This window comes from Streptomyces sp. NPDC107538, from assembly GCF_055657445.1.
This window is the reverse complement of record NZ_JBVKAY010000027.1, coordinates 1-11,784: the sequence shown is the minus strand read 5'-3', so window position 1 is coordinate 11,784 and position 11,784 is coordinate 1. Positions and strand designations below refer to the sequence as shown.

Here is an 11,784-nt window from a genome sequence, read left to right as displayed (position 1 = left end):
CCTTTCGCGAAAACGATTCAACTGTCACCCTTCCGAATCACCCGCACTCCCCCCACACCTCCGAGGAGGCACCCCCATGTCCGGATCCCCAGACAGCGCGCCCATCGGCCGCCGCAGCTTCGTCGTCGGCACCGCCGCCACCGCCGCCGGTGCCGCGCTCGCCGGGCCCCTGGCCGGTACGGCACGCGCGGCGGCGTTCGGCTGGTCCGACGACGGCACCAACTACGTCGTCGACACCGGCGCCAACCTCGTGTTCAAGGTCAGAAAGAGCAACGGCGACCTGTCCTCGCTCGTCTACCGGGGCACGGAGTACCAGGGCTACGGCGGTATGAACTCGCACATCGAGTCCGGCCTCGGCAGCTCCACGGTGACGATCCGGCAGTCCGGTTCGACGATCCTCGTCTCGGTCACCTACGGCACGCTGAGGCACTACTACGCGGCCCGCAGCGGCGAGAACAACATCTACGTCTGGACCAACAAGGCCGACACCTCGGTCTCGGCCACCCGGTTCATCCTGCGCGTCAAGGCCGGCCTGTTCCTCAACGACGAGCCCGACTCGTACACGTACACGAACAGCACCATCGAGGCCTCGGACGTGTTCAGGAAGTCCGACGGCCAGACCCGCTCGAAGCACTTCTCCCGACTGCGGGTCATGGACTACAACTACGTCGGCTGGTCGGCGAACGGCGTCGGCCTGTACGTCGTCCGCAGCAACCACGAGAAGGCCTCCGGCGGCCCCTTCTACCGCTCGCTGCTGCGTCACCAGAGCGCGGACGGCGGCGGCCTGTACGAGATCCTGTACTACGGCCAGAACCAGACCGAGGCGCAGCGGTTCGGCCTCCAGGGCCCGTACGTCATCGCCCTCACGGACGGCAGCGCGCCCTCCTCGTCACTGTTCCCGGGCACGCTCACGACCTCCTGGGCGGACTCGCTCGGCCTGTCCGGATACGTGGGTGCGGGCGGCCGTGGCCGGGTCGCGGGCGTCGGCATCACGGGCCGGAACACGTCGTACGCGTACACGGTCGGACTCGCCAACTCCGCTGCTCAGTACTGGGGTTCGGCTCGGGCGTCGGACGGCTACTTCTCCATCCCGGGGGTCCTTCCGGGGACGTACACGCTGACCGTCTTCAAGGGTGAGCTGGCGGTGTACACGACCTCGGTGTCGGTGAGCGCGGGCGGGACGACGACGCTGAACTCGATCGCGATCCCGTCATCGAACGATCCGTCCAACGCGGGCGCGATCTGGCGGATCAACGACTGGAACGGCACACCGAGCGGCTTCAAGAACGCCGACCTGATGACGTACGCGCATCCGTCGGACGTACGGGCCGCGTCCTGGACCGGGAACGTGGTGATCGGCAGCGGCACCGAGACGTCGGCCTTCCCCTGCTACCTCTGGAAGGACGTGAACAGCGGTCTCCTCGTCTACTTCCGGCTGACCGCCGCGCAGGCCGCCGCCGCCCACACCCTGCGCATCGGCGTGACGACGGCCTACGCCAACGGCCGGCCCCAGATCTCCGTCAACGACTGGACCTCGGCCATCCCCTCCCCACCCACCCAGCCGAACACCCGCTCACTGACGAACGGCTCCTACCGGGGCAACAACCACACGTTCACCTACAGCGTCCCGGCGTCCGCCTGGCAGACGGACACGAGTCAGTACAACGTGCTGCGGATCAACGTGGTGAGCGGGTCGGGGACGACCTCCTACCTCAGCGCGGGCACGGCGATCGACGCGATCGACCTGCTGAACTGAGTGTCCGGTGGGACTGACTTACCGTCATGTCCCGCGCGTCCACTGCTGGTTCGTGCCGCCGTTGCACGTGTACGTGATGACGGCGGCGGAGTCGGCGGTGGACGCGCCGTTCACGTCGAGGCACTCGCCAGTCGCGCGGGAGACGATGTTGACGTAGGAGCCCGAGGTCACCACCGACCACTGCTGGGCGGTGGAGGAGGAGTTGCAGGTCTCCTGGGTGACCGTGTTGGCGTTCTCCTGGACGCACAGGGAGCTGTGACGGGTCGTCAGCTGGTAGTAGCCGCTGCCGACGGACTTGAACCAGTACTTCTGGTTGTTGCCGCTGTTGCAGGTGTACTGCTTGATCTGGGCGCCCGCCCACTGCGACTGACTCGTGACATCGGCGCACTTGGAGGAGTGGCGGGCGATCAGCGTGTTGTAGGTGGCGCTGGTGCCGCTGAGCGTGCCGGTGGCCGTGTCGACGGTGATCTCCGGGGACCAGGACATGGACATCGTGGTGGAGGTCGGGAAGGTCAGCGGCAGCCACACGTACCGGGAGTCGTTGACGGTGCCGCCGAAGGAGTTGCCCCAGCGGTCGCCCAGGTAGAGGTACGAGGTGGTGGAGGTGCCCTGCACGGGCAGGACGTACGCGGTCTGCGAGCCGAAGGTGGTGGAGTCGCCGACGTTGGCCATGGCGGTCCAGGGGCCCGCGATGCTGGTGGCGGTGGCGTACTGCTGCTGGTTGGGGTTCCAGCCGGTGGCGCCCGAAGTGAGCATGAAGTAGACGCCGTTGCGCTTGAACAGGGCCGGGGCCTCGCGGTGGCCGCCGTGCCAGGGGTCGGCGACGAGGGCGGCGATGCCGGTGTAGTCGGCGGTGAGCCGGTAGATCTGGAGGTCGTAGTTCTCGCGGGCCGCCGAGATCATGTAGCCGGTGCCGTCGGTGTCCACGAACGTGGTGATGTCACGGGACATATGGGTGCCGAGCGGGCGGAAGCTGCCCCGCCAGGTGTAGTTGCCGTCGACGGTGTCGGAGACGGCGACGGCCGCGCGGGCCTCGCTGTAGTCGACGCCGTTCTCCTTGTGCATCCACATCACGAACTTGCCGGTGGCCGCGTTGTACATGACCTTCGGCCGCTCGATGTTGGCGGTCGCCAGCTCGGGGTCGGTGGCCTCGGTCAGGACGTGGTTGCGGAACTCCCAGGTCTTGAGGTCCGTGGAGCGGTAGGCCGAGACGTACCGGAAGGTGTTGTCGGTGTTGCGGTTCTCGCCGAACCAGTAGTAGTACGAGCCGACCTTGATGACGCCGCCGCCATGGGCGTGCAGGGGGTTGCCGCCGCTGTCGGTGAACTGGGTGCCGTTGGGGACGGTCTGCGGTGCCGCCTGGGCGGGACCGGCCGTGACGAGGGCGCCGGCCAGGGCCAGACAGAGCGCGAGGAGCATCGCGTACGCACGTCTCATCTCAGCTCTCCTTATAGGGTGTTCGGGGTGGGGGTGTCGGCTACGGGGACGCCGAAGTCGGGGGTGCCGTCGGGCTTCCAGCCGAGGCGCTGGATGCGGGTGTGGCGGTTGGGGTCGTTGAGCGGGTCGCCGACGATGTCCTTGTACTGGCGGGCGTGGTAGACGAGGACGTCGGTGCGGCCGTCTTCGGCGACGGTGAAGCTGTTGTGGCCCGGCCCGTACTGTTTCGTGGTGTCGTTGCTGGTGAAGACCGGGGTCGGCGACTTGGACCAGTTGGCGGGGTCCATGAGGTCGGCGTCGGCGTCGACGGTCAGCAGGCCCATGCAGTAGTTGAAGTCGGTCGCGCTCGCCGAGTACGTCATGAACAGCCGGCCGTTGCGCTTGATGACCGAAGGGCCCTCGTTGACCTTGAACCCGATGACCTCCCAGTCCAACTCCGGTGTGGTCAGCCGTACCTGAGGACCGGTCAGAGTAAGCGGGTCGGCCATCTTCGAGAGCCAGACGGCCGTGTTGTTGTCCATCCCGGGCTCGTGCTGCGCCCACGCGAGATAGCGGGAGCCCCGGTGGGTGAAGGTGGTGGCGTCCAGGGAGAAGGTCTCCCAGGCCGTCTTCAGCTGCCCGCGCTCGACCCAGGTGCCCTTGAAGGGGTTCCGGTGGGAGTTCTCCAGGACCCAGATACGGATCGCCCAGATGTCCTCGGCGGGCGCGGAGGCGAAGTAGATGTACCACTTGCCGTCGATGCGGTGGATCTCCGGCGCCCAGATGTGCGCGCCCATCACGCCCGTGGCGTGCTTGCGCCAGATCACGGACTCGTCGGCCGTCGACAGGCCGCGCAGGGTGCGGGACCGGCGCAGGATGATCCGGTCGTACTCGGGGGCGGTCGCCGTGAAGTAGTAGAAGCCGTCGGTGTGCCGGTTGATGTGTGGGTCGGCGCGGTTGCGGACCAGCGGGTTGACGTACGCCGGGCGGGCCCCGGACCCGGGCGCGGCCTGGGCGACACCGGCGGGCAGGGCGGTGAGGGCACCGGCGGCCAGGGCGCCCTTCAGGAGCAGGCGGCGGTCGGGGGGTTCGGGGAAGGTGTGGTCGCGGCCCATGCGGCTTCCTCTCGGAGGGGGGAACAAAAGGAAACAGAAATGTTCGACATATCGCACAGAATCTTTCATTCCGAACGCCGAAAAGGTAAGGGCGCGTTACGGAGAGGTCAACGGGTTACGCGAGACGAACACGAGCTCACAGGAACCGAACCGAGGTCCTCACGGGATTTCTGTTATCGGGACGGCGCCCGGACCGTCTCCCTGTCGTGCGCACCCATATCCACAAGACAGCGTCGGCCGCCGGAGCCCTGGCGGTCACCGCCCTGATGCTCGGCGCCCCGACCGCGACCGCCGCCGGCCCCCGCGACGTGACCGCCGACGTCCTCGCCGGGCGGAACGTCACGCTCACCGGGGACACGGTGGTGACCGTGCCGTCCGGGACGACCACGTACGACGGCGTGTTCAGCGGCACCGGCACGCTCACCGTGCGCGGCAGCGGGACGCTGATCCTCACCAAGGACAGTGACTTCACCCTGCCGAAGTCCCGGCAGCGGCAGAGCGTGAAGACGCTCGGCGGCAACCACCCGTACGTCACCGTCACCCGCCCGGACCCGCCCGCGGTGACCGTCGCCAAGGGCGCGACCCTCCAGTACGGGAACAGCGGCTCGACCGGGGTGATCGGCCACTACCCGTACGGCACCCCGGCGTTCCGGCTCAACCAGAACAACATCCGGGTCGACGGCACCCTGCGGCTCGCCCTGAAGAACGTGCAGTACAACCTGGGCACCATCAGCGGCACCGGCCTGGTCAGCCAGCCGAGGTTCCTGTGGGCGACCTGGGACCTGTCGGGCACCCACCCCTTCAGCGGGGTCATCGACAACGGCACTCAAGTCAACGCCGGACGGCCGGAGTTCGCGACCGCGCTGCCGAACGCGCGCAAGGTCCTCAACCAGGGCACCTGGACCGTGGACACCCCGCTGGGCCAGACCGTCACCCAGGGCATGGACTTCTACCAGCGCGAGTACGGCAGCGACATCAACGTCCAGTCGCGGCCGGGCAGCAAGGTGATCCTCACCGGCCAGTACAGCTGGTCGGACCAGGGCGGCGACACCGACCCCTCGCTCAGCGACCCCGCCCTGAACTGGACGCCCGCGCGCAAGAACGTCAACAAGCGCGGCGCCAACATCAAGGGCGCGAACGTCCAGTGGGGCGACGGCACCACGAGCAGGATCTTCATGCCGGGCACCGCCGAGACGGTCTACATCAACCTCCTCGCCGCCCGCTCCCGTTCACTGCTCACCTTCGACTACAACGGGCCGGTGACCCTGGGCGCCCCCATCGGCGGCGGCAGGTTCCACGACACGCTGGCCGCGCCCGGCGCCGGGGACGTCGTCATCGCGGGGACCAAGGGCAACGACGTCACCTTCGCCGCCGTCCAGTACTACGACGGCTCGACCACGGTCGAGAAGGGCGCCGTGCTGCGGCTCGGGAGCGGCAGGTCAGGGGGCGACGGCGGCCTTTACACCAAGGGCGGCCTCTCCAAGGTGGTCAACAACGGCTCGCTGATCGTCCGGAACACCGCGAAGCCGGTGACGCTGTCACGGCTCGGCGGCAGCGGCTCGCTCACCCAGTCGGGCGCGGCCACCACCACCCTGACGGGCTCCGCGGTCACCTACACCGGGGCGACGACCGTCACCAAGGGCACGCTGGCGCTCCGGTCCGGAGCGAGTCTGGGCCGGAGCAGGACCGTTCGGCTCACCACCGCCGGGGCGCGGCTCGACGTGGGCACCGCCGGACTGAAGGTCACCGGGTCCCTGTCCGGCAAGGGCACGGTGAAGGGCGCGGTGACCAACGAGGGCGTGGTCGTGGCCGGGCTCACCGTGACGGGCGGCTACACCCAGGGCAAGAAGGGACAACTGGTGCTGCGGGAGAAGCCGTTGAAGGTGACCGGGGCGGTGCGGCTGGCCGGTGGGCTGGACTTCGCGGCGCTGGCCGCCGTCGGCGGTCCCGGCGAGCGCGTCACCGTCCTCGACCACCGCGGCAAGGGCGCGACCACCGGGACGTTCACCGGGCTGCGCGAGGGCGGCAAGGTGAAGCTCGCCGACAACACCTACCGGATCAGCTACAAGGGCGGCGACGGCAACGACGTCGTCCTGACCGAGGCGAAGGCGAGCCCGTCGCCGACCGTGAAGACCGCCGCGGGCTCCGGCTCCGCCCCCGGCACCCAGGACACCCTGACGCAGAACGCGAGCGCCTCCACCGACAGCGGCCTCGGCTGGTGGCCGTACGCCCTCGCCCTCGGCGGCCTCTCCGGACTCCTGGTACCGGTGGCCCGCCGCCGCAACAACCGACGCGGGGGCGGCCGACACGCGGCCACCGGCTGACACGGGAGTCTCACCCCTCGGTACGGCGACGCCGAGCCGGGTCAGGGTGTGCGGGCATCTGGACGGCGACGTCGCCCGTCTCGGTCTCGGCCCCCTCCTGCCGTCCCCGCAGGCACACGTACACCGGGATGCCCGCGAAGAGGAACAGGGCGCCCTGGTAGACGGCCGCGTAGCCCGCGCCGGCGATCAGCCAGAAGGAGAAGGCGAAGGAGAGGGCGGCGACGATCAGGTCGCGGACGAGTCCGGCGGGGCGGACGCGTTCGCGGGTGCCGCGGGCCAGCCAGTAGAGCTGGGCGGCGGCGGAGAGCAGGTAGGGGACGCAGCCGGTGAACGTGGTGATGAGGACGAGGACGCGGAAGGCGGTGTCCGGGTCGTCCGCGTAGTTCACGACGATGAGGAGCGTGCCGAGGACGGCGGTGGCGAGGACACCGAAGCCGGGGACGCCGCCCTTGCCGACGCGGGCGAACGGCTTCGGGAAGAGGCCGTCGCGGGCGGCGGCGTACGGCATCTGGGCGCTGAGCAGGACCCAGCCGTTGAGGCAGCCGACGATCGAGGCGACCGCGACCAGCGCGATCACCGTGCCGCCCCAGCTGCCGCCGGCGATGGAGTCGACCGCGTCCGCGAAGGGCGCCCCGGACTCGACGAGTTCCTTGTGCGGGACCAGGCCGAAGACGGCGATGGTGCCGAGGAGGTAGACCAGGGCGGAGGCGAGCGTGCCGAGGACGCTGGCGCGGGCCACGGTGCGCTCGGGGTCCTTGACCTCACCGGCGCTGACGGCGGCCGACTCGACGCCGAGGAAGCTGTAGAGGAGGAGCGCGGCGGCGGCCGCGATCGCGCCGGGGGTGCTCTCGCCGGAGGCGTTGAACGGGCCGTAGTTGTCGGTGTCGATGAAGAACAGCCCGATGGTGGCGACCAGCAGCAGCGGCACGAACTTCAGCACGGTGGAGACGATCTGCACGGCGCCCACATAGCGGGTGCCCGCGAAGTTCGCGGCGGCCGGCAGCCACAGGGCGGCCAGGGCCACCAGCGCGAGGACCACCTTGCTGTCGCCCAGGGGTATCAGCACGTCGACGTAGCCGACGACACCGACGGCGAGCGCGGCGATGCTGACCCAGCACATCGTCCAGTACGACCAGGCCGACAGGAAGCCCGCGAAGGGGCCGAAGGCGTCGCGCGGGTAGACGTACAGACCGCCGGTGACCGGGCTGCGCCGGGCCAGCTTCCCGAAGAGCAGGGCCAGCAGGACGGCGGCCACGGAGAGCACGCCGAAGGCGACCAGACTGACCGTGCCGTACGGGGCGACGGCGGCGGGGAGGGTGAAGATGCCGCCGCCGATGATGTTGCCCATGACGAGGGCGGTCGCCGCGGCGAGACCGAACTTGCGGCCCGGGGCGGAGGCACTCCCGCTCCCGCTCGTGCTCGTGCTCGGCTTCGCGTCGGTCTCGGCCGCCGGGGTCGGTTCGGGCTCGGTGGCCTCGGGGGTGCTGGTGGTCATCGCGGTTCCCGGGGGATGGGGAGGGGTGGGACGGGGAGGGCGTGATCGTACCGCCGCGTTCCACATGGTGGGCAATCTGTTCACGGACTGGACACAATCAGCGGTCGACCCTGGGGGCTGGACTACCGTCGTCGGCATGACCAGCAACGCACCCGGCGGCCTCCCGCACCTCCCCGGCCCGTCCACCAGCCCCTTCGCCGCGGCCCTCGCCTCCGATGTCCTCGTCCTCGACGGCGGTATGTCCAACCAACTGCACGCGGCCGGGCACGACCTGAGCGACGAACTCTGGTCGGCGCGGCTGCTCGTGGAGCAGCCGGAGGCGATCACCGAGGCCCATCTCGCGTACTACGAGGCGGGCGCGAGCGTGGCGATCACCAGCAACTACCAGGCCACCTTCGAGGGCTTCGGCAAGCGCGGCATCCCGCACGAGCGGGCGGCCGAACTCATGTCCCTGAGCGTCGAGTTGGCGGTGGACGCGGCGGTCGAGGCCAAGGCGAGGGACGCGGCGCGAGGCGGGACGAAGGACGGCACCCGCCCGCTGCTGGTGGCCGCCTCGGTCGGCCCGTACGGGGCGATGCTCGCGGACGGCTCCGAGTACCGGGGCCGGTACGGGCTGAGCGTGGCCGAACTGGAACGGTTCCACCGGCCCCGGCTGGAGGTGCTGGCCGCCACCTACCCGGACGTCCTGGCCCTGGAGACGATCCCGGACACCGACGAGGCCGAGGCACTCCTGCGGGCCCTCCGGGGACTGGACGTACCCGCCTGGCTGTCGTACACCGTGGCCGGTGACCGCACCCGCGCCGGGCAGCCGCTGGAGGAGGCCTTCGCGCTCGCCGCCGACACCGAGGAGGTCGTCGCCGTGGGGGTGAACTGCTGCTCGCCCGACGACGTGGGCGGCGCGATCGAGACGGCCGTCCGGGTCACCGGCAAACCGGTCGTCGTCTATCCGAACAGCGGCGAGGTCTGGGACGCGACCGCGCGGGGCTGGACCGGGCGGTCGACGTTCACCGCCGCGCAGGTGGAGGCGTGGCGAGCGGCCGGGGCCCGGCTGATCGGCGGCTGCTGCCGGGTCGGGCCCGAGGCGATCTCGGCCATCGCGAGGACACTGGGCTGACCGACAGGGGGCACCCGCGGCTCCCGCGCTGCTAGCCTCCGTTCCGGGGTAACCGGTTACCGAGATGTTGCCGAGAGGCAGGGTGGGGCGGGGCATGACAAGGAAGAGCGCCGAGGGCGGGGGCCGCAGCACGATCCGGGACGTCGCCGCACGGGCCGGGGTCTCGGCGGCGACGGTGTCCCGGGTGCTCGGCGGGGTCTATCCGGTGAGCACGGCGACCCGTACGCAGGTCCTGCGGGCCGTCCGGGAACTGGACTATGTGGCCGACGCCCGCGCCAAGGCGATCGCCGGCGCCGGCACCCCCACCCTGGGCTTCGTCCTCGACGACATCACCGGCCCCTCGTTCGCGCTGATGGCGCACGGCGTGGAGCGCGAGGCGACCCGGCTCGGGCATCTCTGCCTGGTGTGCAGCACCGACGGGGACGCGGCGCACGAGTCGGAGTTCATCGAGACGATGCGGGCACAGCGGGCCGCCGCGGTCATCCTGGTCGGCGGCGGCGCGGACACCCCCGAGTACCGGTCGCGCACCGCGCGGTTCGCCGACGCGCTGGCGGCGGCCGGGTCCCGGCTCGTGCTGTGCGGCCGGCCGCCGCTGGATCCGGGGGCGCCGGTCACGGTCATCGAGTACGACAACGAGGGCGGCGCGTACGCCCTGTGCGCGCATGTCCTGTCCCGGGGCCACCGGCGGATCCTGTTCCTCGGCGGCGAGCCGGAGCACACGACCGCGCAGGGGCGCGAGCGGGGGTATCTGGCGGCCCATCACGCGCGGGGGGTCGAGGCGGATCCCGCGCTGCGGCTGGCCGGGGACTTCACCCGGGACTCCGGGTACCGGTCGATGCGGCGGGCGTTGGAGGCGGGGCTCGACTTCACGGCGGTGATGGCGGCGACGGACATGGTGGCGGCGGGGGCGCTGACCGCGCTGCGTGAGGCGGGGGTGTCGGTGCCGGAGGAGGTGTCGCTGGTGGGGTACGACGACATTCCGTTCGCGCGGGATCTGTGGCCGCCGTTGACGACGGTGCGGGTGCCGTATGAGGAGCTGGGGCGGCTGGCGGTGCGGACCGCGTTGCGCTCCGCTGGGTCGGGGGACGAGCACCTGTTGTTGGGGACGCATGTGGTGGTGCGGGGGTCTGTGGGGGTGGTCGGGGGCGGGGTCTCGTCTGCCGGGTGAGGTGGGGGGCCGGGTGCGGGTGGGTTGTGGCTGATCGCGCCCACGCGGCGGAGCCGCATATCGACACAGCCCCGCGCCCCTGAAGGGCGCGGGGTACGAGATCCCGGCGTCTACCTCGAACACTGCGGTGGTTACTTCGGGTCGCTGTTGAACTTTGCCGAGGACCAGATGTAGCCGAGGGTCGCGAGGGCGAGGGACCAGGCCAGGGCGAGCCAGCCGTTGTGGCCGATCTCGGTGCCGAGGAGGAGGCCGCGGAGGGTCTCGATGGCGGGGGTGAAGGGCTGGTACTCGGCGATGGGCTGGAACCAGCCCGGCATCGTGTCGGCCGGGATGAAGGCGCTGGAGATGAGCGGGAGCAGGATCAGCGGCTGGGCGCTGTTGGCGGCGGCCTCCGCGTTCGGGCTGGACAGGCCCATGCCGACCGCGATCCAGGTGAGCGCCAGCGAGAAGAGCACCAGCAGCCCGAACGCCGCCAGCCACTCCAGCACCGTGGCGTCCGTGGACCGGAAGCCGATGGCCACCCCGACGCCGCCGACGAGGACCACGCTGGCCACGCACTGCAGCACGCTGCCGACGACATGCCCGATGAGGACGGAACCGCGGTGGATCGCCATCGTCCGGAAGCGGGCGATGATGCCCTCGTTCATATCGGTGGAGACGGACACCGCGGTCCCGACGACGGTGCCGCCGATGGTCATCAGCAGGATGCCCGGGACGATGTAGGCGATGTAGTCGGAGCGGTCGCTGCCGCCGATGCCCGCGCTCATCACGTCGCCGAAGATGTAGACGAAGAGCAGCAACAGCATGATCGGGGTCAGCAGCAGGTTCAGGGTGAGCGACGGATAGCGGCGCACGTGCAGGAGGTTGCGGCGCAGCATGGTGTTCGAGTCGCGGACGGCGAGGGCGAGGGCGCTCATCGGGCGTTCTCCTTGGGCTGGTTGGGGACGGTGACGGCGGCGGTGCCGGTGACGGCGGCGGGGCCGGTCAGGGCGAAGAACACGTCGTCGAGGTCCGGGGTGTGCACGGTGAGTTCGTCCGCCTCGATGCCGGCGGCGTCCAACTGGTCCAGTACGGCGCGCAGTTCGCGCTGGGTGCCGCCGCTGGGGAGCTGTAGGGCGAGGGCCTCGTCGTCGCGGGTGACCTCGCGCAGGGCGGAGGCCGCGGAGCGGTAGGCGGTCGGGTCGGTGAAGCGGAGGCGGACGTGGCCGCCGGGGATGAGGCGCTTGAGTTCCTCGGCGCTGCCCTCTGCCGCGATCTTGCCGTTGTTCAGGACGGCGATGCGGTCGGCGAGTTCGTCGGCCTCTTCCAGGTACTGGGTGGTGAGGAAGACGGTGACGCCGTCGGAGACGAGTTCGCGGATGATCTGCCACATGTTGTGGCGGGAGCGGGGGTCGAG

General features: G+C 70.4%; 9 protein-coding genes. 4 read left to right on the top strand and 5 right to left on the bottom strand.

All coding sequences use genetic code 11. The features are described from left to right. Positions 1–76: 76 nt before the first annotated feature. Complete coding sequence (locus ACZ7MG_RS42830) at positions 77–1,756, top strand: rhamnogalacturonan lyase B N-terminal domain-containing protein (protein ID WP_471384088.1); 1,680 nt, start codon at positions 77–79, stop codon at positions 1,754–1,756. 24 nt (positions 1,757–1,780) lie between these two features. Here the strand turns inward: ACZ7MG_RS42830 and ACZ7MG_RS42825 are convergent, their stop codons facing one another. Both ACZ7MG_RS42825 and ACZ7MG_RS42820 read right to left on the bottom strand, forming a co-directional pair. Further along, positions 1,781–3,193 (bottom strand): RICIN domain-containing protein, encoded by a 1,413-nt coding sequence (locus tag ACZ7MG_RS42825; protein ID WP_471384090.1) that lies wholly within the window; start codon positions 3,191–3,193, stop codon positions 1,781–1,783. An 11-nt stretch (positions 3,194–3,204) separates the two neighbouring features. After that, the gene (locus ACZ7MG_RS42820; protein ID WP_471384092.1) at positions 3,205–4,287 is read right to left on the bottom strand and encodes a glycoside hydrolase family 43 protein; all 1,083 of its coding nucleotides are present in this window, start codon (positions 4,285–4,287) and stop codon (positions 3,205–3,207) included. A 266-nt stretch (positions 4,288–4,553) separates the two neighbouring features. Between ACZ7MG_RS42820 and ACZ7MG_RS42815 the strand changes: the two genes are divergently transcribed. Further along, a complete protein-coding gene (locus tag ACZ7MG_RS42815; protein WP_471384939.1) occupies positions 4,554–6,611 on the top strand; it encodes an autotransporter in 2,058 nt (685 codons plus the stop codon). Positions 6,612–6,621: 10 nt separating this feature from the next. Here ACZ7MG_RS42815 and ACZ7MG_RS42810 read toward each other — a convergent pair whose 3' ends face one another. Next, positions 6,622–8,106 carry an amino acid permease gene (locus tag ACZ7MG_RS42810; RefSeq protein WP_471384095.1) on the bottom strand — a complete coding sequence of 495 codons (1,485 nt, stop codon included), beginning with the start codon at positions 8,104–8,106 and terminating at the stop codon, positions 6,622–6,624. 136 nt (positions 8,107–8,242) lie between these two features. Between ACZ7MG_RS42810 and mmuM the strand changes: the two genes are divergently transcribed. Both mmuM and ACZ7MG_RS42800 read left to right on the top strand, forming a co-directional pair. Next, the gene (mmuM, locus tag ACZ7MG_RS42805; protein WP_471384098.1) at positions 8,243–9,220 is read left to right on the top strand and encodes a homocysteine S-methyltransferase; all 978 of its coding nucleotides are present in this window, start codon (positions 8,243–8,245) and stop codon (positions 9,218–9,220) included. Between the two features lie 94 nt (positions 9,221–9,314). Then, the gene (locus ACZ7MG_RS42800; RefSeq protein ID WP_471384100.1) at positions 9,315–10,388 is read left to right on the top strand and encodes a LacI family DNA-binding transcriptional regulator; all 1,074 of its coding nucleotides are present in this window, start codon (positions 9,315–9,317) and stop codon (positions 10,386–10,388) included. Between the two features lie 131 nt (positions 10,389–10,519). On the opposite strand, the gene ACZ7MG_RS42795 is transcribed toward ACZ7MG_RS42800, so the two are convergent. Continuing rightward, a complete protein-coding gene (locus ACZ7MG_RS42795; protein WP_471384102.1) occupies positions 10,520–11,305 on the bottom strand; it encodes an ABC transporter permease in 786 nt (261 codons plus the stop codon). Beyond that, positions 11,302–11,784 (bottom strand): ATP-binding cassette domain-containing protein (locus ACZ7MG_RS42790; RefSeq protein ID WP_471946816.1); only part of this gene is annotated, 483 nt, incomplete at its 5' end. The genes ACZ7MG_RS42795 and ACZ7MG_RS42790, both read right to left, overlap by 4 nt.

Excerpts from the sequence above, each read along its gene's own strand:
- ACZ7MG_RS42830 (WP_471384088.1), top strand. The coding sequence starts at position 77 with ATGTCCGGATCCCCAGACAGCGCGCCCATCGGCCGCCGCAGCTTCGTC.
- ACZ7MG_RS42815 (WP_471384939.1), top strand. The coding sequence starts at position 4,554 with ATGCTCGGCGCCCCGACCGCGACCGCCGCCGGCCCCCGCGACGTGACC.
- ACZ7MG_RS42810 (WP_471384095.1), bottom strand. The coding sequence starts at position 8,106 with ATGACCACCAGCACCCCCGAGGCCACCGAGCCCGAACCGACCCCGGCG.
- ACZ7MG_RS42820 (WP_471384092.1), bottom strand. The coding sequence starts at position 4,287 with ATGGGCCGCGACCACACCTTCCCCGAACCCCCCGACCGCCGCCTGCTC.
- ACZ7MG_RS42795 (WP_471384102.1), bottom strand. The coding sequence starts at position 11,305 with ATGAGCGCCCTCGCCCTCGCCGTCCGCGACTCGAACACCATGCTGCGC.
- ACZ7MG_RS42800 (WP_471384100.1), top strand. The coding sequence starts at position 9,315 with ATGACAAGGAAGAGCGCCGAGGGCGGGGGCCGCAGCACGATCCGGGAC.
- ACZ7MG_RS42825 (WP_471384090.1), bottom strand. The coding sequence starts at position 3,193 with ATGAGACGTGCGTACGCGATGCTCCTCGCGCTCTGTCTGGCCCTGGCC.
- mmuM (WP_471384098.1), top strand. The coding sequence starts at position 8,243 with ATGACCAGCAACGCACCCGGCGGCCTCCCGCACCTCCCCGGCCCGTCC.